We start from the raw sequence: 25,828 nt of genomic DNA on the forward strand, positions 1-25,828 counted from the left end.
CTTTAAGCCCGGCTATTTTTATTGGGGAACATCGTCGCTCAGTATCCTTTCAGCCGCGCCAGCTGATCGGCATGAAACGACGCATCGCCGAACAATTCCTGACACACCCGCGCGCGCTTCATGAAGAAGCCGATGTCGAATTCATCGGTCATGCCGACACCGCCGTGCATCTGCACCGCTTCCTGCACCGCCAGCGTTGCGGTCGTGCCCGCCTTCGCCTTGGCCACCGCAACCGCGGCACCGGCCTTGTCAAAATCCGAATCCAGCGCCTGCAATGCCTTCATCACCGCCGCGCGCGTGATCTCGATCTCGGTATAGAGATGCGCGGCGCGGTGCTGCAGGGCCTGAAACTCGCCGATCAACTTGCCGAACTGCTTGCGCTCTTTCAGGTAGGTCACCGTGCGCGTGAAGGCCTCCTCACTGAGGCCGACCATCTCAGCCGCAACCGCCGCGCGGCCGACATTGAGAATGCCGTCCAGCAGCGGCCCACCCTGATCGACTTCGCCGAGTACACTGTCTGCCGTCACATCGACATCATTGAACATGATACGTGCCGCGTTGTGGTTGTCGACCATCGCGGTGCGTTCGATCTCGATGCCCTTGGATTTCGGATTGACCAGAAACAGCGTCAGGCCGTCGCGCGAGCCGGGTTCGCCCGCGGTGCGGGCCGCCACGATCAGCAGATCCGAAACGTGACCGTCGACCACGAAGGCTTTCGCACCCTTCAGCTTGAAGCCGTTGCCGGATCGCGTCGCTTTCATCGCGGTCTTGTGCGGACGGTGCTTGGCGCCCTCGTCCACCGCAAGCGACACGATCAGGTCGCCCTTGGCGAGCTTCGTCAGATATTCCGACTTCTGCGCGGCGCTGCCGCCGCGCGTCAGCGCGGTTGCCGCCACCACACCGGTCGACAGAAACGGCGACGGCATCAGCGTGCGGCCGATTTCCTCCATCACCACGCCTGCCTCGACCGCGCCCAGCGCGCTGCCGCCGAACTCCTCCGGCACCAGAAGACCCGCAAAGCCCATCTCGGCGAATGTTTTCCATAACTCGCGCGAGAAGCCGGTCGCATCCTTGGTGTCGCGCAGCTTGCGCAGATGCGCGACCGGCGCCTTGTCGCTGATGAGGCTGCGCGCGCTGTCGCGCAGCATTGACTGTTCTTCGTTGAAGACGAGAGCCATTTTATAGAATCCAATGCAATGTGAGTTATGGGCGCGGCGCGATTACGCGCCCGGCAGATCGAGAATGCGCTTGGCGACGATGCCAAGCATCACCTCGCTGGTGCCGCCTTCGATCGAGTTGGCCTTGGTGCGCAACCACGAGCGCGCCGCCGCGCCCTCGCGCGAGCGTTCGCTTTCCCATTCGAGCGCATCGACGCCACCGGCCGACATCAGGATTTCATGACGGCGCTTGTTCAACTCGGTGCCGTAGTATTTCAGCGCCGATGACCAGGCTGGATGGCCCTGCCCTGCCTTGGCGAGATCGACCGCGCGTTCGGACGCGCAGGCGAGCGCGGCCTCATCGACCTCGAACGCGGCGATCTGCCCGCGCAACACCGCGTCGTCGAGCTGACCGTTCGCATCTGCGCCGATGGAATTCGCCGCCACCTGACCGAGCGGCCGCCCGGCGCTGCGATCGCCGAGACCGCTGATCATGGAGCGCTCGTGCTGCAACAGGTACTTCGCGACATCCCAGCCGCGGTTGACGGTGCCGACCACGTGGGATCGCGGCACGCGGACGTTGTCGAAGAAGGTTTCGCAGAACGGCGACTTGCCGGAGATCAGGAGAATCGGCTTGGTCGATACACCCTTCGAGGTCATGTCGAACAGGATGAAGCTAATGCCATCATGCTTCTTGGCCGAGAAATCCGTCCGCACCAGACAGAAGATCCAGTCGGCGAAATTGGCGTAGGACGTCCAGATTTTCTGCCCATTGATGATGTAGTCGTCGCCATCAACATCCGCGCGCGTCTGCAGGGACGCGAGGTCCGACCCCGCGTTGGGTTCGGAATAACCCTGACACCAGCGAATCAATCCGGCGGCAATTTTTGGCAGATGCTCGCGCTTCTGCGCATCGGTGCCGTATTTCAGCAGCGCCGGTCCCAACATCCAGATGCCGAAGCTCGACAGCGGCAGCCGCGCGCCGATCGCCGCCATTTCCTGACGCAGGATTTTCGTCTGTTCTGCATCGAGGCCGCCGCCGCCATACTCCTTGGGCCATTCCGGCACGGTCCAGCCCTTGTCGCGCATTCGCTCGAACCAGACCTTTTGCGGCTCGGATGCAAATTTGGTATTGCGGCCGCCCCAGAACACATCGTTTTCGCTCGCCACCGGCTTGCGCATCTCGGGCGGACAATTGGCTTCCAGCCAGGCGCGCGTCTCCGCGCGGAATTTTTCGGACTCTGCCATCGATATTTCCTCGACCAGTTCGGCCCATGACGCAATTTGCGCGGCCACGGTTGAATTTCTCGGCCGGACTGTACTGTCCGCTTGGCGAATTTCAATATCTCCCATCCACGAAAGCCGCGCGGTGTGCGATATGGTAGCCATGCACGGCCCATCGGCATTCTCACGCCGAGCGCCGCAACGATTGAAAGAACAAGGGAAACCGTTATGCGCCTGAAAGACCTTTCGCCTAGCGAAATGAGCGACGACCAGAAGAGCATTTATGCGGAAGCTTCCGCCGGCAAGCGCGGCACCGTAGTGCCGCCGCTGCGCGCGTGGATTCATGCGCCGGAGATGGCGCGGCACGCGAGCCGGCTCGGCGAATTCCTGCGCTACAACACTTCGCTCGGGCCGCGGCTGTCGGAACTCGCGATTCTCGTCACCGCGCGGCACTGGAGCGCGCATTACGAATGGTACGCGCACAAGAAGATTGCGCTCGCCGCCGGGCTTGAGCCCAAGATCGTCGATGCCATCAATCACCGCCGCGTTCCGGATTTCGACGACCCGAAAGCGCAACTGGTTTACGAATTCAGCGAGTCGATGCACGAGAACCACACCGTACCCAAGCTGCTTTACGACAAGGCCGTCGCGATGTTCGGCGAGAGCGGCACTGTCGAGCTGGTCGGCGTGCTCGGCTACTATTCGCTGATCTCCATGACCCTTAACGCCTTCGAGGTGGGACTGCCCGAGGGTGAGGTCTCGGACCTGGTGCCGTGACCAGAGAGAACGTCATTGCGAGCGAAGCGAAGCAACCCAGATCTAGGAACTGGATTGCTTCGTCGCTAGCGCTTCTCGCAATGACGGAGCACATGGCCGCTTGATTAACTCCGTTCGCTATCCATCTCTCCTATTCAGTATGGAAATCGGAGATTGATATGACCGAGACTGCGTCATCGTCTTTCAGGCCCATCGCCGCGGGCACGCGGATCGGCCACGTCCATCTTAAAGTGGCGGACCTCGACCGCGCGCTGGGATTTTATCAGGACGTGCTCGGCTTTGAGCTGATGCAGCGTTATGGCGATCAGGCCGCGTTCATTTCGGCGGGTGGCTATCACCACCACATCGGTTTGAACACATGGGAAAGCAAGGGCGGCAAGCCGCCCGCGCCGGGCACCACCGGATTGTTTCACACTGCCATCCTTTATCCGACGCGCGCGGCGCTGGCGGATGCATTGCATCGGGTGCTGTCCGCCGGGATTACGCTCGACGGCGCGAGCGATCACGGCGTCAGCGAGGCACTTTACCTGCGTGACCCCGACGAGAATGGCGTGGAATTGTATCGCGATCGGCCCGAAGCCGAATGGCCGCGCCATCCCGATGGAAGTCTTGCGATGTTCACGCGCCGGCTCGATGTCGAAGCGCTGCTGCGGGAACGGGAAGGTTGATTAAATAACCTGCGGTGTCTTCGCTCTGATCAAGACGATCACCGCGGCGATCAATTCCAGCGCGGCGCAGGCATAGAACGGCACGGTGTAGCTGCCGAAGATATCTCGCAGCAGGCCGACGATCCCCGGTCCGAACGCATAGGTGAACTGGCAGATCGCCGTCACCAGACTGACCAGCACGCCGAATGCCGCCGTGCTGAACTCGCGCTGCACGATCATCGACGGCAGCGTGATCATGTTGCCGACGGAAAATCCGAACAGCGCGCTTGCAGCGAACAGGGCGAATTCGTTCCGCGTGTTGATGATGACGAGCAGTGCAATGGCCTGGCTGACCGCCGAGACGCTGGACGCGATGCGCTGATCCATCCGGTCGACCACGATACCGAACAGCACGCGCCCGATCACAGCCATCGCCGTCATCAGTGCAACCGCGATCCCGGCGCGCTCGCGGCCGATGATCGGTTCGAGAAACGAAATCTGATGCACGATGAAACCGACCTGCGCCACCAGCAGCAGCGAGAACGGCACGGTGATGGTCCAGAACGGCAGGCTGCCGAACGCCGCGCGGCGCATCTGGGCCGCTGACTGCGCGACAGGCGCCGGCGCTGGATCGAATGCATCCAGCGGCGGCAACGTGCGTTTCGGCGGCCGGCCGACCCAGATCACGACGGCCGGCACCACCAGCGCGATCATCACCAGCGCCGCCCCGATCGAGGTTGCCGGGAAACCGAACCTGCCGATGGCTGCAACCAGCAGCGGCACGCCGAGAATGCCGCCGCAGCTTGCGCCATTCAGCGCTAAACTGATCGCCATGCCGCGCTTCTTGTCGAACCACAGGCCGAGCGTGTTGTTGATCGCGGCGAGACTGGTGCCCGCCCAACCGGTCGCGATCAGCGCGTAAGCCACATAAAGCTGCCACGGCGACGTGATCTGCCCGACCAGCGCGGTGCCCGCCGCCATGCTGACGATGCCCGCGATCAGAAGACGGCGCGGCCCCAGCACTCGGATCGCCTCGCTGACGAACACCACAAGCACGGCGCTGAACAGGTAATAGCAGGTCGTCGCGGTCGAGATCAGTGAGTTAGGCCAGCCATGCAGCCGATGCAGTTCGGCGAGATAGACCCCTTGCCCGTAAAACCCGGCGCCCCATGCAAACGTCGCGACCAGAAAGCAGACCGCGACGATGGGCCAGCCTTCATAGCGGATCGACGTCTCGTCGATCGTTTTCTCATCCCCGGCGGAGCCGGTGTGAGGCGAATTCATGAACTGGCGCTTCCTCGTGAGAGCTGATGCTCTTCTCGTTTTCGTCTGGCCGGACATCTGTCAGGACGCCGGTCACGGCGTCAAGCGAGACCTCGTCATTGCTCACATGAGGCTTAGTCATGCGGCGTGCGCGGGAATTTTCAGCCCTTCGCCGCGTTGTAGAAGAACCGCTCGCGGAACACCTTGTCGCCACGCCATTCCTGCATCGCGATTTCATCGACATGGCGGGTCTTGCCGTCGCGGCCGACCAGATCGAAATTCCAATGTATCATGACGTGGTCGCCTTCAACCACCGAGACCAGCGCTTTGGAGTGAACCTCTTTCATCATCGCGAGGATGCCGCGTTCATGCGCCACCAGCACCTCGCGGCCGACGCGCGGCGGCGACGTGTTTTCCTGCATGCTGGCATCTTCGGTGTAATAGCGCTCGATGGCGCCGGCGTGATCGCCGCCTTCGACCACGGCAATGAATTCATCAACACGCGCGCGTGTGGGCATCTGTGCTTCCCCGGTGAATATCTCTCGGGGAACAATAGCAACAGGAAACATCAACCGCCACGGGGGCGGCCAGTGCCTACTCGTATAAATAGCCGACCGGCTTGCCTTCGGTCCGCAAGGGACGGATGTCCCTTTGGGTGATGATTTGACCGGCGAGGCCGTCGATCTCGTCACGCTGCGTCGGCGTCCAACTGCGAAGCTTCTCCATCCCCTTCAGGAGGCCGAGCCGCAGCACCTGCGTGTTTTCGCCCACGCCTGTGAGCGTGATCGTGTTCTTGCTCGCGGTCACCACATCGCCGGTCGCAAGTTCAAACGTCTTGCCCGTGCTGTCCCTGAATTCGGACGTGCCGCGAATGACGCGGTAAATGACGACTTCGCCTTTTGCGAAAGAGTCCTCGTTCACCGATGCCGAAGTGCTTTTCGGCAGGAGCGAGTGCCCGTTCGGATCGGTTGCGATGATGTGGCCGGTGACGAGATGGCCACTCGGGACTTCGATACCAATGTCGCGCACGTAAACCGGCACCGCCGATTTGACGGCACCGCCGGCCAGCGGCTTGAAGAGCGCGTCCAGCGCCAGCGGGTCTTGAAGCCAGAAGCCGGCATCGGCGGGGCGGTCATGCAGCGGATGGGTCCAGGCCACACGCGGCGTTTCGGCCTCGTTGATTTGATCCGGACCGACAATCGTCGGATTTGGGAAAGTCGTCGGATCGGTGATGAAGGCTTCAAGAAACTTGCCGGAGTAGCCCATGGACATCGCGTCCGGCACCACCGTCTGCGGCGTCTTCAGATTCTCTTCGGTCGACAACCCTGACCATGTGTAAAAAAGCTGGCGATGCACGATCGCGCTTTGCAGCATCACCGCGCCGGGACCCACATTGTAGAAGCGCCCATCGTAATCGAAAGTGAACATCCCCGACGTCACCAGCACGAGTTGGAAACCACCCGGTGGAAGGTGAAGGTGGAAATCGGTGGGGCCGGTATCCGGGAGATAAATCGGCAGATTTGTTGCGACCTCATGGAGAAGGAAAGCTTCGTTGTTGGCATGAAAGCCTTCGTTCGCGCGGCTGTAGAGCGCCTGCGGGCGATAGGTCGGCTCGTATGTCGTATCCTTGTGGCGATCGATCGCCACAAAACTCTGGGTGTTCAGGCGGATGGGATCACCGTTCGGGTGAGTCAGACCCGGCGATTTTGAATCGACCGTGGCATGCACATTCATGGCATTCTCCACTCCGGGCGGGGCACCCGGCCAGTTGCTTCTGCAAAGGATCATGCGAATTCCACGCCAGCGACCGCATTAGGAACGCGCGTGACCTGAGGAATTTTTACGCAGCAAAAGATGTGGCTGAATCCGTGGGAGATTGGAGCGCGCGGACGACATGCCATGCCGCGCAACGACTCGCGATCGACTTAAGAAGCTCTGGCATCCCAGTCAGGCACGGTCACAGATCCGCGCAAGTGATGATATTGGGCCCAGCGATCAGGCAATTGCGCTGCGCCGCTGCCTAATATTCCACCTCAAGCTCCTCGATATCGGCGGGCTCCAGCCGTGCCGCCTCGATCCATTCCTGCATTTCAGGAAGGCTGATGATCCGTTTTGCATAGCTCGCCAGTGTCGGGCCGATCTGCACATCGTAGGTCAGGAAGCGCGTCACCACCGGCGCGTACATCGCGTCCGCCATCGAACGATGCCCGAACAGGAACGGCCCGCCGGATTTTTCCAGGCAGTCGCTCCAGATCGCGCAGATCCGGTCGATGTCCGCCTGCGCCCGCGACCAGATCTTGAAGCCGGGAAAATGCCCCTTGATGTTGACCGGCAGCGACGAGCGCAGGGTCGCGAAGCCGGAATGAATCTCGCCGCAGATCGAGCGGCAGTGCGCGCGGGGAATGCGCTCGGACGGCAATAAACCCGCATCGGGCATGAGATCGTTGAGATATTCGCCGATCGCCAGCGTATCCCAGACCGTCGCCCCGTCATGCCGCAGACACGGCACCAGGATCGACGACGACAGCAGCAGGATTTCCGCACGCGCCGATTGATCATCGGCGGCGGTGACGATCTCGTCGAACTCCAGCCCCGAAAATTTGGTGAGCAGCCAGCCGCGCAGCGACCATGACGAATAGTTCTTGCTGCTGATTGTCAAAGTGGCCTTGGCCATGGTCGCCCTCCTTACGCCTGCACATCAAAGAAGCGGTGCCGACAGCCCGCCGTTCGCCGAGCCTGCCTGTTGTTTAAGCGCCTGCTCCTTTTACACACAGCAAACGACATGCCAGTTCCTAAGGCCAATTGACGGCGCTCTGGCGTCATTGTTGCATGACGACAAAGCAGGGGAATGACGTGGATGTCGCCGATGATGTATCAGGCCTATCAGAACACCATGGATTTCGCCGCGCCGTTGCGCTCGGGCGCAGCCACGGCGATGGCGTATCTCAGGATGTTTCCGGAGGGCGTCTCCGACAAGGTGTTCGGACGGCTCGCGGCCGCGTTCGAGATGATCTCGCGGACGTCGCTGACCTACAAGCGGCCCGACTATGACATCAAGCCTGTTCTGGTCGGCAACCGCAAATGCGAGGTCATCGAGGAAATCCCGTTCGCGACGCCGTTCGGCTCACTGCTGCATTTCAAGAAGGAAGGCGCACCGGCGCAGCCGAAGGTCCTGCTGGTCGCGCCGATGTCGGGACACTTCGCGACGCTGCTGCGCGGCACGGTGCAGACACTGCTGCAGGATCACGACGTCTACATCACCGACTGGCATAACCCGCGCGACATTCCGCTCAATCAAGGCAAGTTCGGCCTCGACGAATATACCGAACATCTCATCACGTTCATGGATCAGATCGGCCCGAAGTCGCACATGGTCGCGATCTGCCAGCCGTCAGTGTCGGCGCTCGCCGCCTGCGCGATCATGTCGGAGGACAATCACCCCGCGCGCCCGGCGAGCCTCACCTTGATGGCGGGGCCGATCGACACCCGCATCGCGCCCACCAAGGTCAACGACTTCGCAAAATCAAAACCCTTGAAGTGGTTCGAGGACACCCTGATCCAGTACGTCCCGATGCAGTGCAAGGGCGCGTTCCGCAAAGTCTATCCGGGCTTCATCCAGGTCACGGCATTCGTGTCGATGAATCTCGATCGCCACCTCAAGTCGCACAAGGATTTGCTCGAGCATCTGGCAAAAGGCGAGACTGAGAAAGCCGACACCATCAAGACGTTCTACGACGAATACTTCGCGGTGATGGATCTGCCGGCTGATTTCTACATCGACACCATCCGCGACGTGTTTCAGGAACATCTGCTGCCGCAGGGCAAGTTCACCTACCACGGCCGTCCGGTGAACTGCGCCTCGATCAAGAAGATGGGCCTGATGACCGTGGAGGGCGAGAAGGACGACATCTGTTCGATCGGGCAGACCCTCGCAGCGCAGGACCTCTGCACCGGCGTGCGCGCCTACCGCAAGGTGCATCATATGCAGGCCGGCGTGGGACACTATGGGGTGTTCAGCGGCCGCAAGTGGAACAACGAAATCTATCCGCTGCTGCGGGACTTCATTCACGTCAATTCGTGACGGCGGCTCGCGATCGGGTCAAAAAAAGAGGCCACCTGCGAACAGGCGGCCTTCAGTTTGAGGAAGAATGGCCGTCCGCCAAATGACGGGCGGACCACTCTCAGACGACTTTCAATTTCTCACGATCTCTCTTTCGGCGACGCCCTCTCGTCGGAGTCGCGTTCCGCTCACTCATCCGCGCGACGGCTTGCCGCGCACGGCGAGCACCGGGACAGCGACGGCGCTGTATGCCGGTTTCATCGACGCCTGCCCGCGCGCAAGGCGGTGCGCGAGCCACGCCAGAAAAACGCGCAGGAATGGGATGCGCTCTTGCTTTCCGGTCTGCATGGTTTTGATCCCTCCGTTCGCCGCGGCAATCCGGGTTGGGTCCGGACGCCGCGGCGTCTTCCTGGCAGGTTCGGGGTTCGGTCTGCCTCACGTCCGGTAAATCTAGGCCTCTCTACGATTTTGGCAAACGAGAAATCCGGAGGCTTCAAATCGATTTTGTCGATATGACGCGCGAAGCGTCATTTACGCCGCCAGCGCCTTCATCTCGGCATAGAGATCGGACTTGCCCTCGAAGCCGATGCCCGGCAGATCCGGCATGGTGATGTGGCCGTTCTCGACGCGCACGCCGTCGGGGAAACCGCCGTAAGGCTGGAACAGGTCCGGATAGCTTTCGTTGCCGCCGAGGCCGAGGCCCGCCGCGATGTTCAGCGACATCTGATGCCCGCCATGCGGCACGCAACGCGACGGCGACCAGCCGTGCGTTTTCAAAACCTCGAGCGTGCGCTGATACTCGCAGAGGCCATACGACAAAGCGCAGTCGAACTGCAGCCAGTCGCGATCCGGCCGCATGCCGCCGTGACGAATGAGATTGCGCGCGTCCTGATGGCTGAAAAGATTCTCGCCCGTCGCCATCGGTCCCGGATAGAAATCCGCCATCGTCGCCTGCAATGCGAAGTCCAGCGGGTCGCCGATCTCTTCATACCAGAACAGCGGATACTGCCGCAGCATCTTGGCGTAAGCGATTGCGGTCTCCAGATCGAAGCGGCCGTTGGCGTCGACCGCGAGCTGCGCCTGCGAGCCGATTTCCTTCAGCACAGCCTCGATGCGTCCCTGATCCTCCTTGAGCGAGGCGCCGCCGATCTTCATCTTCACGACGTTGTAGCCGCGATCGAGATAACCGCGCATTTCCTTGCAAAGCGCGGTGTTGTCCTTGCCGGGATAATAGTATCCGCCGGCGGCATAGACGAACACGCGCGGATTGGCTTCGCGCTTGTGACGCTCCGCCAACAGGCGAAACAGCGGTTTACCTGCGATCTTCGCCATCGCATCCCACACTGCCATGTCGAGCGTGCCGACCGCGACCGAGCGCTCGCCGTGGCCGCCGGGCTTTTCATTGGACATCATCGCAGCCCAGACCTTGTCGGGATCGATGTTGCCGCCGGTTTCATCGAGCAGCGATTTCGGCTCGGCTTCGAGAATGCGCGGCGCGAAGCGTTCGCGGATCAACCCGCCCTGCCCGTAACGTCCGTTGGAGTTGAAGCCGTAGCCGATCACGCGCTTGCCGTCGCGCACGACGTCAGTCACCACCGCAACAAGGCTCGTCGTCATCTTGGTGAAGTCGATATAGGCATTGCGGATCGGGGACGAGATTGGCTTGGTGATCTCGCGGACATCGACGATGCGAACGGACATGGCGGCTCCTGCTTGTTGTTCTGTAGTGTTTCCGGCGTCATATACCGTGCAGCGATGTCGCCCAAGGGCGTGAAAAGTTCAAGGGAAACCGCGGGTTTTTTGCGGCATTCCGCCTCTTTTCCGCTCATTGCCGCCTGTGGTAAAGAGCGGGCCGGAAATCCAGGAGATGCTTCCCTTGCGCACCGTGCTGCGATCCTTCCTGATCCTGTTTGCGATGCTGTCCGTGGCGCAGTTGACCGCGACCGCCGCGCGCGCCGACAAGCGTGTCGCTCTGGTGCTCGGCATTTCCGCCTATCAGCATGTCGCCAAACTACCTAACCCGTCGAACGACGCCGACGCGATGGCGAACCTGTTCCGGAAATCGGGATTCGATGTAGTCGAAACCCGGCGCGATGTCGGCATCGCCGATCTGCGCCGGGCGGTCGGCGATTTCTCTGACAAGGCACAGGACGCCGATGTCGCCGTGGTGTTCTTCGCCGGCCACGGCATCGAGGTCGACGGCACCAACTATCTGGTGCCGGCAGATGCGAAACTGGCGCGCGATTTCGACATCGAGGACGAAGCGCTGTCGCTCGACCGGCTGCTGAAGGCGATCGAGCCCGCCAAGCGCCTGCGTCTCGTGATGCTGGATGCCTGCCGCGATAATCCGTTCGCCAAGACCATGAAGCGCACGGTGGCGTCGCGCTCGGTCGGACGCGGTCTCGCCAAGATCGAGCCGACGGTGTCCGACACACTGATCGCGTTCGCCGCCAAGGCGGGCTCGGTGGCGCTCGACGGCGACAACAGCAACAGCCCCTTCACCACCGCGCTGCTCGAACACATCGCGACGCCGGGCGTCGATCTGCGCATCGCATTCGGGCGCGTGCGCGACTCGGTGCTCTCCTCCACGAGCCGCAAGCAGGAGCCATATGTGTATGGCTCGCTCGGCGGCAACACGGTCGCCATCGTGGATGCACAGGCCGCAACGGCCAAAGCCGAGTCGAAGAAAACCGAGGACAAGCCCGCGCAGGTCGCGTCAGTCGATCCGGCCGCATCGGCCGCCGCGCGCGTACCGGTCAATGCAGCGCCGTCGCCGTCGTCCAACGAGATCGCGGAAGCCTGGCGCGCGGTGTCCGCAACCACGAGCGCCACTGTGCTCGAAGCCTTCGTGCGGCGCTTCGGCGACAGCATCTATGGCGACCTTGCCCGCGCCCGCCTGCAAGACCTGAAAACACAGGACACCAGGGTCGCAAGCGCGAAGCCGGACGAACGCTCACTGCATCCCGCGCAAAAAGCCGGCGAGCCTGCATCGCCTTCCGCGGTCACTGCCGCGGTGACCCCGTCCGCCAGCACCGCGACCACTCCAGCGGCGAACGGCTATCTCGGATGCTTCAAGGATGACAGCAAGCGCGATCTTGACGGCTACACCTTCTACGACGGCAAGATGACGACGCAACTGTGCGTCTCTACCTGTCGTGACAAAGGCTTCAGTCACGCCGGAACGCAATATGGCGGTCACTGTTTCTGCGGCAACAAGTTCGGCAAGTTCGGCGCGGCCGACAACTGCAACGCCAAATGCACCGGCAACCGCGAGGAGACGTGCGGCGGCACCTGGGCCAATACGATCTACAAGACCAACTGATCGTTTGTCAGCCTATTCGCAGAACCGCTGGCCGTTTGTGACAAAGCAGAACGGCGAACGATCGGTCCAGGCGGTGATTTCCCTGGCGACATTCCGGCGATTCCAGAGCGCACGCCGCTGATACTTCGACAGGCGCGGTGCCGGCGTCACGCAGCGGCTGCTCAGTTTCTCATCCGTGACCGTGGTCCATGTGGCCTTCGTACCGTCAGATGTGCAGGTCTGCATCATCGCCTTCTGCACGCAGACGGTCGCGCCCTCGCTGTAGCTCCGGCTGTTGTAGATGCAGACGAGCGCGGCGGGCTTTTGTCCAACCGGAGACTTCTGCTCAGGCGAGGATTTTTGTTCGGCCGAAGGCTTCTGCTCCGGCGGCGTTTGCGCGGCGGCGGGCAGGCCAAGCAAGACAAGAAGGCACAGCGGGAGAATGCGGTTCATTCGCCATCTTAGCGCGGCGCGGCCGCTTCAAGAAGGCGACCTGCGCAAAAATGCTTAAGGAAAACAGCTTCAAATATCGTCAATTGAAAATCACCCCATCATCCGGCCCGGCACAGCGCCGGACCGGATGGCGGGATTTACTTCGTCAGCGGACAGCCCGACTCCTTGGCGGACGGGAACGCCTTGTCGCCCGGCACCACCGCAAGCTCCTTGTAGTAATCCCAGGGCTTCTTGGACTCGGACGGCTTCTTGACCTCGAACAGATAGAGGTCGTGCACCATGCGGCCGTTTTCGAGAACCTTGCCGCCCTGCGCGAAGTCGTCATCGACCGGCAGTTCCTTCAGCTTCTTGGCAACCGCCTCAGTGTCCTTGGTGCCCGCGGCCTTGACGGCTTTCAGGTACTGCAAGGTCGCCGAGTAAGTGCCGGCCTGGATCATGTTGGGCATCCGGCCGGTGCGCTTGAAGAACTTCTCGCCGAGATTGCGCGACCGCGCGTCGCGATCCCAGTAATAGCCCTCGGTCAGCACGAGACCCTGCGCGGCTTCAAGACCGAGGCCGTGGACTTCAGCCGCCGTCAGCAGCAGTCCAGCGAGCTTCTGGCCACCCTTAACGATGCCGAATTCCGCCGCCTGCTTGATCGAGTTGGTGGTGTCGAGACCGGCATTGGCGAGACCGATGATCTTCGCTTTCGAGCTTTGTGCCTGCAGCAAGAACGAGGAGAAGTCGGCGGTGTTCAAGGGAATGCGAACCGCGCCCACGACCTTGCCGCCCTGCTGGGTGACGAAGTCGCCGGTGTCTTTCTCCAGCGCATGACCGAACGCGTAATCGGCGGTCATGAAGAACCATGTATCGCCGCCGGCCTTCACCAGTGCACCGCCGGTGCCGTAGGCAAGCGCGCGGGTGTCATACGCCCAGTGAAAGCCATAAGGCTGACATGCATCGCCGCTCAGACGCGACGTTGCCGCGCCAACCACGATATCGATCTTCTTCATCTGTTTGGAGAGATCATGAACCGCGAGCGCGACGGACGACGTGGTCAGCTCGGTGATCATGTCGACGTTCTCGACCTCGTACCAGCGGCGCGCGATGCTGACGCCGAGGTCCGGCTTGTTCTGGTGATCGGCGGAGATCACTTCGATCTTCTGGCCGAGCACCGTGCCGCCGAAATCCTCGACCGCCATCTTGGCCGCTTCGAAGGACCACTTGCCGCCGTAGTCGGCGTAAACGCCGGACTGATCGTTGAGAATTCCAATCTTGACGCCTTGCGCAGCCGCCGGCAGCGCCGTCGTCAGGCTGAACGCCGCGACCGCGGCAGCCAGAAATTTCGATGTCATGCAAATCTCCCTGTTTTTTATTTTAGGACATCCTTATAGCGAAAATCGCACATGAGCGGGGTATTGAACTTTCGCCGTAAAGCCGCGCAGTTCTTGCAAGATCATATTGCGGCGCACCAAGAACCTTCCGAGCCGCCGTTGGCAACCGGTCTGGTTTCGGCTTTGATGCGCGGCGCGCCCGCCGGCGCCTGAGGCGCAATTCATGAGACATCTCGGGTTTGCCATCGCCATCGGCGCTCTTCTTTTCTCGGCATCGCAGGCCCCGGCGCAGGATTTCCCCTCCCGTCTGGTCAAGATCATCGTGCCGTTCGGTGCCGGCGGGCCGGCGGATGTCAACGCACGGCTGATCGGCAAGACGCTCCAGGAACGGTTCGGACAGCCGGTCGTGGTGGAGAACCGGCCGGGCGCAGGCGCCGTCATTGGAACGCTGGAAGCCGCGAAGGCTGTACCCGACGGCTATACGCTGCTGATGATGTCGAACGCGCAGACCGCGAACGAGTCGCTGCTGCCCAATCGAAACTACGAGCTGATGCGCGACTTCGTTCCCATCGCGCCGGTCAACACCTCGGACCTTGTCATTGTCGTTCACCCCTCGGTGCGGGCGAAGACGCTGGCGGAATTCATTGCGCTGGCGCGCGCGCAGCCCGGCAAGCTCAACTATGCATCGTCCGGCCAGGGCACGCCCTACCACATGGCGGGCGAGCTTTTTAAATCGATGACGGGCACCAACATCGTTCATGTCCCGCATCGCGGAAGCGGCGAGGCGCGCAGCAATGTGATCGGCGGGCAGATCGAAATGATGATCGACGCCGTCACCACCATGATGCCGAACATCACCGCGGGTCAGGTGCGCGCGCTGGCGACCACGGGACAGACGAGATCAAGCGTGCTGCCCTATATTCCGACCGTGGCCGAAGCGGGCGTGCCCGGCTATGACGCAACCATCTGGCTCGGCATCATGGCGCCGGCTGGTACGCCACCGGCCGTGGTCGCGCGATTGAATGCCGCGATCAGCGACGCCGTCCGGCGTCCGGAGATCGTCTCGCTCTGGGCCGGTCAGGGCGCGAGCCCGATGGCGATGACGCCCGCGCAGTTCGATGCGTTCCTGCGCGGCGATATCGTGAAATGGGCCGCCGTGGTCAAGGCGATCGAGAGCAAGGCGCAGTAACAACGATAACAAGAAGACATTCTTCATGACCAAACTGAGAATTCTCAGCGGCGGCGCCGCGCAGGGGCTTGCCGATGCGCTTGCGCCAACATTCAAACAAGTTACGAGCTGGACCGTCGAAGGCGAGTTCGGTGCGGTCGGCACCATGGCCGACAAATTGCGGGCGGGCGCACCTGCCGATGTGGTGGTGCTCACAACTGCGGTTCTCAAAGCGCTCGCCGAGCAAAACCTTATCGATCCCTCCACAACAAGGAATGTGGGGCTTGTCGAAACCGCGGTCGCCGTGCGGACCGGCGATCCTATCGTTTCCATCGGCAACGCAGATGAGCTGCGCGCCGCCCTGCTCACGTCCGACGCCATCTTCGTGCCCGACACCAAATCCTCGACCGCGGGAATTCACGTCGCAACAATGCTTGAGGGGCTGGGGATCGCAGCGGAGGTCGCGGATCGGATCCGGGAGTTTCCCAACGGGGCGACGGCGATGCGAAACCTCGCGGCATCGGATGCAAAACGCCCCATTGGCTGCACGCAGACCACCGAAATTCTCAACACGCGCGGCCTGACACTGATCGGAGCGCTGCCGCGCGGTTACGATCTCGCCACCATGTATGCCGCCGCGCTGACCGCGACGACAAAACACGCCGGAATGGGACAGGCATTTATCGACCTGCTCACGGCGGCCGAGCATCGCGCGCTTCGGCAGCGCGCGGGATTTGTCGATCAAATTTGATGCTAGCGCCGAAACCGTCCAGCGGTGAGCTTGCGAAAGCGCACGCCCTTGCCGTCGGCAAGCCGCGTCGCCTCATAGCCGCCATCGCGGATCGCGTCACGCTGCGGCCGCGCGTTCTCAGGATTTCGCTCCTTCTCCCACCACGACGCGCGCTGCGAGGCGCGCGGCAGCGCGAAGCCAAGCATGTCCTCGATTTCCTCGAAGGTCAGAACGAGTTCAGGCAAATGCTGGCGCGACAGATATTCGCGAAGCGGATCATAGTCGCCCAATCCGGCACTCCGTTGCATTGAAAATTGGTCCGTGAGCCGATAGGTACGTCGCATCAAGGCTTTTGAACAGGGCTATTCGTGAATCTGTTTGTCTTCGGCCTAGGTTTCAGCGGGCGGACCATCGCGGAGCGGCGTATCGCGCTCGGCGACAGTGTGAGTGGAACCGTGCGGTCGCGCGACAAGGCGCAGGCCTTGTCCGCTGCCGGACTGCCGGCGCGCGTGTTCGGGCCGGACGGCCGCGACGACGCGATCGAGGGTGACCTCGCCGCCTGCGAGGCGCTGCTGATCTCCGTGCCGCCCGGCAAAGGCGATCCGGTACTTGCGAGCTACGCAACGCAGATCGCCGCCGCGCCGAAGCTGCGGTGGATCGGCTATCTCTCGACCATCGGCGTGTACGGCGATCACGGCGGCGCGTGGGTCGACGAGCAGACGCCGGCGGCACCAACCAATGCGCGCTCGCGCGAACGCGCTGACGCCGAGCAGGCGTGGCTGACCTTCGGGGCCGCGAACAACATCCCGGTGCATGTTTTCCGCCTCGCGGGCATCTACGGCCCCGGCCAGAGCCAGCTCGTGCAACTGGCGCGGGGAACGGCGCGGCGGATCGTCAAGCCCGGTCAGGTATTTAACCGCATCCATGTCGAGGACATTGCGCGCGCGGTCGACGCCTCGCTTGAGCGGCCCCGCGCCGGTGCAATCTATAACGTCACCGACAACGAGCCCGCGCCGCCGCAGGATGTCGTAACGTTTGCGGCACAGCTTTGCGGCTGCGAGCCGCCGCCCGAAATCAGCCTTGAGGATGCAGGCCTCACCGAGATGGGCCGCTCGTTCTACGCCGAGAACAAGCGGGTGCGGAACGACCTGCTGCGCACCGAACTCGGCGTCACGCTGGCCTATCCGACCTACCGCGAGGGTCTCACGGCGCTCCGTGCGGCAGGTGAAGGGCCGCGCTGAACGAAACGCATCACGCCGCCTTGTCGCTTTTGGCGGCGCGAATCGCTTCCCAGATTTTCACCGGCGTCAGCGGCGTCTGCAATCCGGAAATACCGAGATCGCTCAGCGCATCCATCACTCCGTTGACGATGCAGGGCGGTCCGCCGATCGCGCCGGATTCACCGCAGCCCTTTGCGCCCAGCGGATTGGTCACACATGGCGCGGATTCGTCCAGCGTCACAATGATATCATGCGGCATGTCGCTGGCGCGCGGGATGCAATAGTCCTGATAGCTCGCAGTCAGCAACTGCCCCGACGAATCGTAGACCACGCCTTCATACAGCGCCTGGCCGATGCCCTGCGCGACACCGCCGTGAATCTGACCCGTCACCAGCATCGGATTGATGGCAACGCCGACATCATCGACCGTCGTGTAGCGCGCCACCCTGGTGACGCCGGTCTCCGGGTCGATTTCGACTTCGCAGATGTGCGTGCCGTTCGGCCAGGTCGGCCCGTCCACATCGCCTTGACTGTCGACACTGAGGCGCGCGTCTTTCTCGCTCTTCGCCAGATCGAACAGGCTGACGCGGCGGTCGGTGCCGACCACTGTGAGAAAGCCGTCGCTGTATTCGATATCGCCGACCGAGGCTTCGAGCGCGTGCGAGGCCTTCTCGCGTGCCTTCTGAATGAGATCGCCGGCCGACACAACAGCAGCCGTGCCGCCGACGAACAGCGAGCGCGAACCGACGCTGCCGCCGCCCGTGGCTTTGTCCGTGTCGCCCTGAACGACGTCGATGCGATCGAGCGGAATGCCGAGCGCAGCGGCGACCATCTGCGAATAGCTGGTCTGAAGTCCCTGCCCCATCGCCTGCGTGCCGGAATGCAATTCCACCCGGCCTGCCGCCGTGGCCTGCAGCGTCACCTTCTCGGTGTGAACACGCCCGCCGGTCCATTCGATGTAGCTGGTGAGGCCGCGTCCATACAGCAGACGCTTCTTTTTCGCGGCCTTCTTGCGAGCGGCAAAGCCGTCCCAGTCCGCGAGCGTCGAGGCGCGATCGAGCATGTGCGCGAAGGCGCCGCTGTCGTAAACCTGACCGACGGCGTTGGTGTAGGGAATCTGCGCGGGCTTGATGTAGTTGACCTTGCGGATCTGACGCGGGTCCATACCGATCTGGCGCGCTGCGGCATCCATCAAACGCTCGACGATGAACACCGCTTCCGGCCGCCCGGCCCCGCGATAAGGTCCGGTCGGTGCAGTATTCGTCAGCACCGCCTTGATGTCGAAATGAACCAGCGGCAGGTCATAGACGCCGGTCGCGACAAACGGCCCGAGCACCAGCGGAATGATGACGCCCGCGCCGGTCAGATACGCCCCGGTACCGCCCAGCGAACGCACGCGGAAAGCCAGCACGCGGCCTTTCTCGTCGAGCGCAAACTCACCCGTCGACGTGAGATCGCGGCCATGCGAGCCGCCGATGAAATCGTCGATGCGGTCGCCGCGCCAGCGCACGGTCCGCTTCAGCTTTGTAGCCGCATAGGCAACGATGCCGTCTTCCGGATAAAGATTGGTCTTGTGGCCGAAGCCGCCGCCGATGTCGCCGACCAGCACGTGAACGCTGTCCTTCGGCCGCTTCAGCACAACGTCCGCGAGAACGTCGCGGGTCGCCGTCGGTGTCTGGGTCTGGACGTGCAACGTGAGACGTCCGGTCTTTTTATCCACTTCCGCCATGGTGCTGCGCGGCTCCATCGCCGACGGCACCAGCCGCTGGCTCGCAAGATCGAGCGAGACAACGTGCTTCGCCCTGGCGAACGCCGCTTCGGTCGCCGCCGCATCGCCATAACTCATGGCGGCGGCGATATTGTCCGGCGCGTCGGGCCAGACCGCGGGTGCTCCAGCCGCCAACGCTTCGGTCGGGCTGACCACCGCAGGCAGAACGTCGTAATCGATGGCGATGGCTTCGGCCGCAGTCTGTGCATCGGCGCGCGACGACGCCAGCACAACGGCGACCGGCTCACCCGCGAAGCGAACGATCTCATGCGCGAGCAGCCGCCGCGGTGGCGCCGCCATCGGCGACCCGTCGGGTCGCTTGAAGATCGGCAAGGTCGGAATGGTCCCGATATTGTCAGCGACAAGATCGGCGCCGGTGTAAACCGCGGCGACACCCGGCATGGCCAGCGCGGCGCTGGTATCGATCGCCGTAATCCTGGCGTGGGCGTGCGGAGAGCGCAACACGTAAAGCCACAGCCCGCCGTCCTGCGGCTTGTCGTCGATGAAATGTCCCTGCCCTGTGAGAAGCCGCTGATCCTCGAGACGCTTGACGGACTGACCCGCGCCAAAGCGCAGATTGGAGGGCAGAATGTTCATCGATATTCCTTCAAACGATGTGACGCGCATGATGCGACCGGGCGGGCGCGATTCCCTGCCCCGATGCGGGTTCCGCTTAGCACATTCGCGCAGGCAAGGTTGAGTCCGCCGGATGACTTTCCGCCATGCGCAGAACTCGGGCCTCCCAAGCGGGCGGCGGTGCGGCTTGCATGTCCGGCTGCGCGGGCTAAGGTCCGGGCAATGAACCAGATGCTCCGCCCCAAAACCGTGCCCGTTCGGGTCGCCGCGACCGTCTGCCCGCACGATTGCCCCTCAACCTGCGCGCTGGAAGTCGACGTGCTCGACGAGCACACCATCGGCCGGGTGCGCGGCGCACGTGACAACGGCTACACCGCCGGCGTGATCTGCGCCAAGGTGGCGCGTTATGCCGAGCGCATTCACCATCCCGATCGCCTGACACAGCCGCTGGTCCGCACCGGCGCGAAAGGCTCCGGCACATTCGCGCCGATTTCGTGGGACGATGCGCTGGATCTGGTCGCCCGGAAATTTCAGGAAGCCGAGGCGCGTTACGGTTCGGAAGCCGTCTGGCCCTATCAGTATGCAGGCACCATGGGCCTCGTGATGCGCGACGGCATCAATCGCCTGCGCCACGCAAAGAAGTATTCCGGCTTTCATTCCACGATCTGCGTCAATCCCGCCTGGACCGGATTCATCGCCGGCACCGGCAAGCTCGCCGGTCCCGATCCGCGCGAGATGGCAAAATCCGATTGCGTCGTGATCTGGGGCACCAACGCGGTGAGCACGCAGGTCAACGTCATGACCCACGCGACCCGCGCGCGCAAGGAACGCGGCGCGAAGATCGTCGCGGTCGACATCTACATGAACGGCACCATGGAGCAGGCCGATCTCGCCGTCCTGTTGCGGCCGGGCACCGACGGCGCATTCGCTTGCGCCGTGATGCATTGCCTGTTCCGTGACGGAAAGGCCGACCGCGATTTCCTCGCGCAGTACACCGACGTTCCAGCCGAACTCGAACAGCATCTGCGCAGCCGCGATCCGCAATGGGCCTCACGCATCACCGGCTGTCCGGTCGAGACCATCGAGGAATTCGCGGCGCTGGTGGGCAACACGCCACGCACCTATTTCCGGCTCGGCTACGGCTTCTCGCGCTCGCGCAACGGCGCGGCCAACATGCACGCCGCAAGCTGCATCGCCGCGGTGACAGGCGCGTGGCGTCACGAAGGCGGCGGCGCGTTTCACAACAACGGCGCGATCTATCACTGGGATCGCACGCTGATCGAAGGAACCGACGTCGTCGATCCGTCGGTGCGCTCGCTCGACCAGTCGCGTATCGGCTCGATCCTCTGTGGCGACGCCGATGCACTCTTTAACGGCCCGCCGGTGACGGCGATGCTGATCCAGAACACCAATCCGGTGTCGGTCGCGCCGGACCAGACCCGCGTCAAGCAAGGTTTCGCGCGCGACGACCTGTTCGTCTGCGTGCACGAGCAATTCATGACCGAGACGGCGAAGGCCGCCAATCTGGTGCTGCCCGCCACGATGTTCATGGAGCATGACGATGTCTATCAGGGCGGCGGCCATCAATACATTATCGCGGGCCCCAAGCTGATCGAGCCGCCGGGCCAATGCCGCTCGAACCACGACGTGATTGCGGGTCTCGCCAAGCGGCTCGGCGCGGAGCATCGCGGCTTCAACATGTCGCCGCGCCAGATCATCGACGAGACGCTGCAAATGTCCGGCTGGGGCACGCTGGAAAATCTGGAGCGCGAACGCTGGATCGACTGCCAGCCGGATTTCGACACCGCGCATTATACGAAAGGCTTCGCTTGGCCGGGCGGCAAGTTCCGCTTCAAGCCGGAATGGCCGACCGTGCCATTCCGCAGTCCCTGGCATTCCGGCCCGATCGAAGGGCTCCCGGTGCTCCCGGATCACTGGGAGGTCATCGAAGAAGCCGACGACCAGCACCGGTTCCGCCTCGCCACCTCTCCGGCGCGCAACTTTCTCAATTCGACGTTCAGCGAAACCCCCACGTCGCTCGGGCGCGAACAACGTCCCACCGTGATGATTCATCCCGACGATGCCGCAGCGCTGTCAATCGACGACGGCGGCAAGGTGATTCTCGGCAATCAGCGCGGCGAAGTGCGCATTCACGCCAAACTGTTCGAAGGCGTGCGCCACGGCGTGCTGATCGCGGAATCGATCTGGCCAAACGACGCCTACGAGGATGGCCGCGGCATCAACACCCTGACCGGCGCCGATCCCATCGCGCCCTACGGCGGCGCGGCATTCCACGACAACCGGGTGTGGATCAGGCCGGCGAGCTAGGACTGTTACGCCGCGCCCTTCTTTTCCCAATAGGGATCGCGCAGCTTGCGCTTGAAGATCTTGCCGCTGGCCTCGCGCGGCAACTGGTCGAGGAAATTGACGTCCTTCGGCACCTTGAAGTTCGCCAGCCGCTTACGCAGATAGTCCTGCACCGCTTTCGGCGTCAGCGCCACGCCCGTTTCCGGCTCGATGCAGGCGCACAGCCGCTCACCGAATTCCTCGTCCGGAATGCCGAACACCGCGCAGTCGCGCACGCCGTCCATGCCGATCAGCACGTTCTCGATCTCAGCGGGATAGATGTTCACGCCGCCGGAGATCACCATGTCGCGCTTGCGGTCGCACAGGAACAGATAGCCGTCTTCATCCAGATAACCGACATCGCCGACACTAATGAGACCGTCGCGTCCGGCTTCGGCGCGCGCGCCGGCCTTGTGGTGATAATCGAAATCCGAGATCGCAGTCTGCCTCATGAAGATCTCGCCGATCTCGTTGACGCCGCAAGGCTCGCCGTTCGGCCCGAAGATTTTCACGATGCCGCCTTCGATGGCGCGACCGACGGTGCCTGGCTTCGCCAGCGCTTCCTGCGCGGAATGCCAGATCGGAATTCCGGTTTCGGTCGATCCGAAGTATTCGTGGACCACCGGCCCCCACCAGTCGATCATCGCCCGCTTCACCGGCGCGGGACACGGCGCAGCGCCATGCACGATAAAGCGCAGCGACGACAGATCGTATCGGGATTTCACATCGTCCGGCAGCCGCAACAGGCGCACGAACATGGTCGGCACCATGTGCATGTGCGTGACCTTGTGCCGCTCGACGAGTTGCAACAGGTCTTCCGGATCGAAGCGCGGCTCCAGCACGATGGTGCAGCCGTGACGGAACGCCATCATGCCGTAGGAGTTTGGCGCCGAGTGATACATCGGGCCGTTCATGAGAATGACCTGATTCTCATTCGGCTTCAGACCGTAAGTAATTGCGCCGACGCGCTCGGCGGCAAGCATCTGCTCCGGCTGCATCGGCTGACGTTTCACGCCTTTCGGACGTCCCGTGGTCCCCGAAGTATAGAACATCGGCGACGCCCGGCCCGGCACATCCCGCGACGGCGCATGGCCATCACGCCAGTTATCCCAATCGATATGCCCGTCGGGCACGCGCGCGGCTTCGGGCGACACGCCGAACGCAGCGGCGATTTCCGGCGGCGTTGTCACCACCAGCAACGGCAGCCGCTTCGGCAGGCCGTCCTTGATCTGCGGCAACAGGTCGGCATGACAGACCAGCAGATGCGCGCCGCTGTCGGCCAGAATGTAGGCGACCTCTTCGGCCTTCAAATGCCAGTTGATCGGCACCACCGGCGATCCGAGCATCGCAGCGGCCGCCGACGCTTCAAAGAACGCGAAGTCGTTGCGCAGCATCAATCCAACCGGCGCACCATCGCGCAGGCCGAGCGCCTTGAAACCGCTTGCCGCTCGCGCGATGCGCTGCTGAATCTCTGACGTATCGATCCGGCGTTCGCCGCTGATGATCATGACGAATGTTCCATTGAAAGGAGCGAGGCTGGGCGCGCCGCGTCCATCGGCGGCACGCCCAGACTGCGCTTACTGATCGTCCAGCACCTCGCCGAAACCAACCCAGCTCTTGCCGTCGAAGCGGCGCAGCAGAAGCTGCTGGAATGGCAGATAGTCGTCAGCCGCAGTCGTTACCGTAATGCCGGGTAACAGCAGCGGCAACTGGACGTCCTTGAGCGATGCGGCCTGACGCTTGATGTTCTCACTGCTGAAATCATCCTTGCAGGCCCTGAGAACCATCGCCAGCAAACCGACATAGTGGTATCCGGCGGCATAGTTGGAATTGTTTAGATCCGCGTTGGGCATGTACTGCTTCATGAACGCGAAGAATTCCTTCACGCCGGGATCGTTGGCCCATTGAACGTCGTTGACGTCTTTCTGGTTGCTCGACGAAATCATACCGACGGCATTTTCCAGCCCGGCCGGCGCCAGAAACGAAATCGACGCCGCCGACGTCGGCAGGAACGTCATGTCCGGCTTCCAGCCCAGTTCGGCGATGCCCTTGATCAACTGCGACGTGAACTTTCCGAGCACAACGCCGAACAGCACATTCGCATTGGACGCCTTCAGGGTCGCAAGCTGCGAACTGATGGTCGGCGCGCTGGTTTCATAGCTTGCCTCGGACACGATCATCGTCGCGGCTTTGGCGCCAAGCGCGCGCTTGAATCCGGCGACATAGTCGCGGCCGAAATCATCGTTCTGCGCCAGAATGGCGATCTTCGCATCGGGTTTGGTTTGCAGAATGTACTTGGCGTAGATCACGCCCTCGGATTCGTAGGCCGCCATTCCCGGCATGGTGTACGGAAAATTCTTCGGGTCGGCCCATTTGGTCGCGCCGCTCAGCACGAACAACTGAGGAATTTTCTTGCCATTGAGATACCGATGCACCGCATTGTTGGTGGCGGTTCCGAGCGAACCGAACATTACCTGCACCTCGTCCTGCTCGACCAGCTTGCGGGTGTGCTCGACAGTCTTCGGCGGCGAGTAGGCGTCATCCATGCTGATGAACTTCACCTGGCGGCCGTTGATGCCGCCCTCGGCATTGATCTTGGCGAAATATGCCTCCTGCACCCGGCCAATCGCGCCGAATCCGGACAGCGGCCCGCTGTAAGGCAGCGTTTGTCCGATGCGGATCTCGCCTTTGGTATCCGCACGAGTCTGCGTGATTCCGCAGGCGGCGAGCGCAAGCATGGCGGTCGCTATACGCGAGATTCTCATGGCATTCTCCCTTGGGTTTGTTGTTTTAGTCAGGCCGCGCTTGTGCGCGTGCTTGTCTCTCAGGCGCTGGCCCGCATCAGGAAATCTCCCCGCGCTTCGTTGAACTCGACCTTGAGCCGCTCGACCAGTTCCGCGACCGGCGGCGCATCGGTGATCTGGCCGATGCCCTGACCCGAGCCCCAGATGTCGCGCCACGCCTTGACCTTCATGTTGCCGCCGGACCCGAAGTTCATCTTGGTTTTGTCAGCGACCGGCAGATTGTCTGGGTCGAGACCGGCGGCGGCGATCGATGGGCCGAGATAGTTGCCGTGAACGCCCGTGAACAGGTTCGTGTAGACGGTGTCGTGCGCGGCGTAATCGGTCAGCGCTTTCTTGTAGGCCGGATCGGCATTGGCCTCGACGGTGGCGATGAAGCGGGTGCCCATGTAGGCCATGTCCGCGCCGAGCGCGAGCGCCGACGCAATGCCCCAGCCGTCGGAGATCGCGCCCGACAGCAGAATGGTGCCCTTGAACCACTGCTTCACCTCGCGTACCAGCGCGAACGGCGACAACGTTCCGGCGTGACCGCCGGCGCCCGCACAAACGAGAATAAGGCCGTCAACGCCCTGCTCCGCCGCCTTGCGCGCGTGCTTCACATTGATGACGTCGTGAAACACCACGCCGCCATAGGAATGCGCGGCATCGACGATTTCCGACGGCGGGCGCAGCGATGTGATGATGATCGGCACCTTGTGCTTCGTGCAAGTCTCCATGTCCTGCATCAGCCGGTCGTTGGAGGCGTGACAGATCTGGTTGACCGCGTAGGGCGCGACCTTCTTGTCCGGATTTTTCGCCTTGTAGTCGCCGAGCTCATCCTCGATCCGGGTCAGCCATTCACTGAGCACCGCGACCGGCCGCGCGTTCAATGCCGGAAACGAGCCGACGATGCCGGCCTTGCATTGCGCGATCACGAGTTCGGGGCCCGACACGAGAAAGAGCGGCGAGCCGAGAACGGGCAGTTCGAGCGTGCCGGTGAGTGAGGCTGGAAGCGGCATCGGATGTTCCTGTTGTGAATGTGAGC

Annotated in this window: 24 protein-coding genes; 9 read left to right on the top strand and 15 right to left on the bottom strand. The window is 62.6% G+C overall.

The features are described 5' to 3' along the window. Positions 1 to 38: 38 nt before the first annotated feature. Both AC07UB_RS09895 and AC07UB_RS09900 read right to left on the bottom strand, forming a co-directional pair. Positions 39 to 1,178, bottom strand: coding sequence for an acyl-CoA dehydrogenase family protein (locus AC07UB_RS09895; protein WP_494652814.1), 1,140 nt, complete (start codon positions 1,176 to 1,178; stop codon positions 39 to 41). Positions 1,179 to 1,220: 42 nt separating this feature from the next. After that, positions 1,221 to 2,405: an acyl-CoA dehydrogenase family protein gene (locus tag AC07UB_RS09900; RefSeq protein ID WP_494653603.1), complete on the bottom strand. Its 1,185-nt coding sequence runs from the start codon at positions 2,403 to 2,405 to the stop codon at positions 1,221 to 1,223. Positions 2,406 to 2,609: 204 nt separating this feature from the next. On the opposite strand from AC07UB_RS09900, the gene AC07UB_RS09905 reads away from it, so the two are divergent. Together AC07UB_RS09905 and AC07UB_RS09910 are read left to right on the top strand one after the other, a co-directional pair. Further along, entirely contained in the window at positions 2,610 to 3,158 is a 549-nt protein-coding gene (locus tag AC07UB_RS09905) for a carboxymuconolactone decarboxylase family protein (RefSeq protein ID WP_492791643.1), read from the top strand. Positions 3,159 to 3,316: 158 nt separating this feature from the next. Next, positions 3,317 to 3,826, top strand: coding sequence for a VOC family protein (locus tag AC07UB_RS09910; protein ID WP_492791642.1), 510 nt, complete (start codon positions 3,317 to 3,319; stop codon positions 3,824 to 3,826). Here the strand turns inward: AC07UB_RS09910 and AC07UB_RS09915 are convergent, their stop codons facing one another. The 4 genes from AC07UB_RS09915 to AC07UB_RS09930 form a co-directional block, all read right to left on the bottom strand. Then, positions 3,827 to 5,089: an MFS transporter gene (locus AC07UB_RS09915; protein ID WP_494652816.1), complete on the bottom strand. Its 1,263-nt coding sequence runs from the start codon at positions 5,087 to 5,089 to the stop codon at positions 3,827 to 3,829. It lies immediately after the preceding gene. A gap of 140 nt (positions 5,090 to 5,229) precedes the next feature. Continuing rightward, positions 5,230 to 5,586 carry a nuclear transport factor 2 family protein gene (locus AC07UB_RS09920; protein WP_492791640.1) on the bottom strand — a complete coding sequence of 119 codons (357 nt, stop codon included), beginning with the start codon at positions 5,584 to 5,586 and terminating at the stop codon, positions 5,230 to 5,232. A 76-nt stretch (positions 5,587 to 5,662) separates the two neighbouring features. Beyond that, positions 5,663 to 6,802: a hypothetical protein gene (locus AC07UB_RS09925; protein ID WP_492791639.1), complete on the bottom strand. Its 1,140-nt coding sequence runs from the start codon at positions 6,800 to 6,802 to the stop codon at positions 5,663 to 5,665. A 286-nt stretch (positions 6,803 to 7,088) separates the two neighbouring features. Beyond that, entirely contained in the window at positions 7,089 to 7,742 is a 654-nt protein-coding gene (locus AC07UB_RS09930; protein ID WP_492791638.1) for a glutathione S-transferase family protein, read from the bottom strand. A gap of 183 nt (positions 7,743 to 7,925) precedes the next feature. On the opposite strand from AC07UB_RS09930, the gene AC07UB_RS09935 reads away from it, so the two are divergent. Further along, positions 7,926 to 9,149, top strand: coding sequence for a polyhydroxyalkanoate depolymerase (locus tag AC07UB_RS09935; RefSeq protein ID WP_494652819.1), 1,224 nt, complete (start codon positions 7,926 to 7,928; stop codon positions 9,147 to 9,149). Positions 9,150 to 9,320: 171 nt separating this feature from the next. Here the strand turns inward: AC07UB_RS09935 and AC07UB_RS09940 are convergent, their stop codons facing one another. Together AC07UB_RS09940 and AC07UB_RS09945 are read right to left on the bottom strand one after the other, a co-directional pair. Next, positions 9,321 to 9,476: a hypothetical protein gene (locus tag AC07UB_RS09940; protein ID WP_492791636.1), complete on the bottom strand. Its 156-nt coding sequence runs from the start codon at positions 9,474 to 9,476 to the stop codon at positions 9,321 to 9,323. 183 nt (positions 9,477 to 9,659) lie between these two features. Further along, positions 9,660 to 10,829, bottom strand: a complete 1,170-nt coding sequence (locus AC07UB_RS09945) for a mandelate racemase/muconate lactonizing enzyme family protein (protein ID WP_494652821.1) — start codon at positions 10,827 to 10,829, stop codon at positions 9,660 to 9,662. Between the two features lie 166 nt (positions 10,830 to 10,995). On the opposite strand from AC07UB_RS09945, the gene AC07UB_RS09950 reads away from it, so the two are divergent. Beyond that, a complete protein-coding gene (locus AC07UB_RS09950) occupies positions 10,996 to 12,450 on the top strand; it encodes a caspase family protein (protein ID WP_494652823.1) in 1,455 nt (484 codons plus the stop codon). A 12-nt stretch (positions 12,451 to 12,462) separates the two neighbouring features. On the opposite strand, the gene AC07UB_RS09955 is transcribed toward AC07UB_RS09950, so the two are convergent. Both AC07UB_RS09955 and AC07UB_RS09960 read right to left on the bottom strand, forming a co-directional pair. After that, on the bottom strand, positions 12,463 to 12,882 hold the full coding sequence (locus tag AC07UB_RS09955) for a DUF1496 domain-containing protein (RefSeq protein ID WP_494652825.1): 420 nt from the start codon (positions 12,880 to 12,882) through the stop codon (positions 12,463 to 12,465). Positions 12,883 to 13,019: 137 nt separating this feature from the next. After that, a complete protein-coding gene (locus AC07UB_RS09960; RefSeq protein ID WP_492791632.1) occupies positions 13,020 to 14,216 on the bottom strand; it encodes an ABC transporter substrate-binding protein in 1,197 nt (398 codons plus the stop codon). Positions 14,217 to 14,267: 51 nt separating this feature from the next. On the opposite strand from AC07UB_RS09960, the gene AC07UB_RS09965 reads away from it, so the two are divergent. Genes AC07UB_RS09965 through AC07UB_RS09975 form a run of 3 tightly spaced genes read left to right on the top strand, consistent with a single transcriptional unit; the run spans position 14,268 to position 16,114 of the window. Next, on the top strand, positions 14,268 to 14,408 hold the full coding sequence (locus AC07UB_RS09965) for a hypothetical protein (RefSeq protein ID WP_494652827.1): 141 nt from the start codon (positions 14,268 to 14,270) through the stop codon (positions 14,406 to 14,408). A 10-nt stretch (positions 14,409 to 14,418) separates the two neighbouring features. Further along, complete coding sequence (locus AC07UB_RS09970) at positions 14,419 to 15,384, top strand: tripartite tricarboxylate transporter substrate binding protein (protein WP_494652829.1); 966 nt, start codon at positions 14,419 to 14,421, stop codon at positions 15,382 to 15,384. Between the two features lie 25 nt (positions 15,385 to 15,409). Then, complete coding sequence (locus AC07UB_RS09975; RefSeq protein WP_494652831.1) at positions 15,410 to 16,114, top strand: molybdate ABC transporter substrate-binding protein; 705 nt, start codon at positions 15,410 to 15,412, stop codon at positions 16,112 to 16,114. Positions 16,115 to 16,116: 2 nt separating this feature from the next. Here the strand turns inward: AC07UB_RS09975 and AC07UB_RS09980 are convergent, their stop codons facing one another. Then, positions 16,117 to 16,383, bottom strand: a complete 267-nt coding sequence (locus tag AC07UB_RS09980) for a DUF7662 domain-containing protein (RefSeq protein ID WP_492791629.1) — start codon at positions 16,381 to 16,383, stop codon at positions 16,117 to 16,119. A gap of 78 nt (positions 16,384 to 16,461) precedes the next feature. Between AC07UB_RS09980 and AC07UB_RS09985 the strand changes: the two genes are divergently transcribed. After that, positions 16,462 to 17,334, top strand: a complete 873-nt coding sequence (locus tag AC07UB_RS09985) for an SDR family oxidoreductase (RefSeq protein ID WP_494652834.1) — start codon at positions 16,462 to 16,464, stop codon at positions 17,332 to 17,334. A gap of 10 nt (positions 17,335 to 17,344) precedes the next feature. Here AC07UB_RS09985 and AC07UB_RS09990 read toward each other — a convergent pair whose 3' ends face one another. Then, positions 17,345 to 19,678 carry a xanthine dehydrogenase family protein molybdopterin-binding subunit gene (locus tag AC07UB_RS09990; RefSeq protein ID WP_494652836.1) on the bottom strand — a complete coding sequence of 778 codons (2,334 nt, stop codon included), beginning with the start codon at positions 19,676 to 19,678 and terminating at the stop codon, positions 17,345 to 17,347. Positions 19,679 to 19,879: 201 nt separating this feature from the next. Between AC07UB_RS09990 and AC07UB_RS09995 the strand changes: the two genes are divergently transcribed. Then, positions 19,880 to 21,985: a molybdopterin-containing oxidoreductase family protein gene (locus tag AC07UB_RS09995; protein ID WP_494652838.1), complete on the top strand. Its 2,106-nt coding sequence runs from the start codon at positions 19,880 to 19,882 to the stop codon at positions 21,983 to 21,985. Positions 21,986 to 21,990: 5 nt separating this feature from the next. Here AC07UB_RS09995 and AC07UB_RS10000 read toward each other — a convergent pair whose 3' ends face one another. From AC07UB_RS10000 to AC07UB_RS10010, 3 genes are all read right to left on the bottom strand, one after another. Further along, entirely contained in the window at positions 21,991 to 23,511 is a 1,521-nt protein-coding gene (locus AC07UB_RS10000) for an acyl-CoA synthetase (protein ID WP_494652840.1), read from the bottom strand. A gap of 69 nt (positions 23,512 to 23,580) precedes the next feature. Next, on the bottom strand, positions 23,581 to 24,741 hold the full coding sequence (locus AC07UB_RS10005) for an ABC transporter substrate-binding protein (RefSeq protein WP_492792752.1): 1,161 nt from the start codon (positions 24,739 to 24,741) through the stop codon (positions 23,581 to 23,583). 86 nt (positions 24,742 to 24,827) lie between these two features. Next, positions 24,828 to 25,802: an NAD(P)H-dependent flavin oxidoreductase gene (locus tag AC07UB_RS10010; protein WP_492791624.1), complete on the bottom strand. Its 975-nt coding sequence runs from the start codon at positions 25,800 to 25,802 to the stop codon at positions 24,828 to 24,830. Between the last annotated feature and the right edge of the window lie 26 nt (positions 25,803 to 25,828).

The organism is Afipia sp. GW821-FHT04G03 (assembly GCF_059419985.1).

What these genes read in the sequence shown, in the direction of transcription:
- AC07UB_RS09955 (WP_494652825.1), bottom strand. Translation starts at nt 12,882, where the DNA reads ATGAACCGCATTCTCCCGCTGTGCCTTCTTGTCTTGCTTGGCCTGCCC.
- AC07UB_RS09895 (WP_494652814.1), bottom strand. Translation starts at nt 1,178, where the DNA reads ATGGCTCTCGTCTTCAACGAAGAACAGTCAATGCTGCGCGACAGCGCG.
- AC07UB_RS10010 (WP_492791624.1), bottom strand. Translation starts at nt 25,802, where the DNA reads ATGCCGCTTCCAGCCTCACTCACCGGCACGCTCGAACTGCCCGTTCTC.
- AC07UB_RS10000 (WP_494652840.1), bottom strand. Translation starts at nt 23,511, where the DNA reads ATGATCATCAGCGGCGAACGCCGGATCGATACGTCAGAGATTCAGCAG.
- AC07UB_RS09960 (WP_492791632.1), bottom strand. Translation starts at nt 14,216, where the DNA reads ATGACATCGAAATTTCTGGCTGCCGCGGTCGCGGCGTTCAGCCTGACG.
- AC07UB_RS09920 (WP_492791640.1), bottom strand. Translation starts at nt 5,586, where the DNA reads ATGCCCACACGCGCGCGTGTTGATGAATTCATTGCCGTGGTCGAAGGC.
- AC07UB_RS09935 (WP_494652819.1), top strand. Translation starts at nt 7,926, where the DNA reads ATGTCGCCGATGATGTATCAGGCCTATCAGAACACCATGGATTTCGCC.
- AC07UB_RS09965 (WP_494652827.1), top strand. Translation starts at nt 14,268, where the DNA reads ATGAGCGGGGTATTGAACTTTCGCCGTAAAGCCGCGCAGTTCTTGCAA.
- AC07UB_RS09950 (WP_494652823.1), top strand. Translation starts at nt 10,996, where the DNA reads ATGCTTCCCTTGCGCACCGTGCTGCGATCCTTCCTGATCCTGTTTGCG.
- AC07UB_RS09900 (WP_494653603.1), bottom strand. Translation starts at nt 2,405, where the DNA reads ATGGCAGAGTCCGAAAAATTCCGCGCGGAGACGCGCGCCTGGCTGGAA.
- AC07UB_RS09915 (WP_494652816.1), bottom strand. Translation starts at nt 5,089, where the DNA reads ATGAATTCGCCTCACACCGGCTCCGCCGGGGATGAGAAAACGATCGAC.
- AC07UB_RS09905 (WP_492791643.1), top strand. Translation starts at nt 2,610, where the DNA reads ATGCGCCTGAAAGACCTTTCGCCTAGCGAAATGAGCGACGACCAGAAG.
- AC07UB_RS09930 (WP_492791638.1), bottom strand. Translation starts at nt 7,742, where the DNA reads ATGGCCAAGGCCACTTTGACAATCAGCAGCAAGAACTATTCGTCATGG.
- AC07UB_RS09945 (WP_494652821.1), bottom strand. Translation starts at nt 10,829, where the DNA reads ATGTCCGTTCGCATCGTCGATGTCCGCGAGATCACCAAGCCAATCTCG.
- AC07UB_RS09925 (WP_492791639.1), bottom strand. Translation starts at nt 6,802, where the DNA reads ATGAATGTGCATGCCACGGTCGATTCAAAATCGCCGGGTCTGACTCAC.
- AC07UB_RS09910 (WP_492791642.1), top strand. Translation starts at nt 3,317, where the DNA reads ATGACCGAGACTGCGTCATCGTCTTTCAGGCCCATCGCCGCGGGCACG.
- AC07UB_RS09940 (WP_492791636.1), bottom strand. Translation starts at nt 9,476, where the DNA reads ATGCAGACCGGAAAGCAAGAGCGCATCCCATTCCTGCGCGTTTTTCTG.
- AC07UB_RS09995 (WP_494652838.1), top strand. Translation starts at nt 19,880, where the DNA reads ATGAACCAGATGCTCCGCCCCAAAACCGTGCCCGTTCGGGTCGCCGCG.
- AC07UB_RS10005 (WP_492792752.1), bottom strand. Translation starts at nt 24,741, where the DNA reads ATGCTTGCGCTCGCCGCCTGCGGAATCACGCAGACTCGTGCGGATACC.
- AC07UB_RS09990 (WP_494652836.1), bottom strand. Translation starts at nt 19,678, where the DNA reads ATGAACATTCTGCCCTCCAATCTGCGCTTTGGCGCGGGTCAGTCCGTC.
- AC07UB_RS09970 (WP_494652829.1), top strand. Translation starts at nt 14,419, where the DNA reads ATGAGACATCTCGGGTTTGCCATCGCCATCGGCGCTCTTCTTTTCTCG.
- AC07UB_RS09975 (WP_494652831.1), top strand. Translation starts at nt 15,410, where the DNA reads ATGACCAAACTGAGAATTCTCAGCGGCGGCGCCGCGCAGGGGCTTGCC.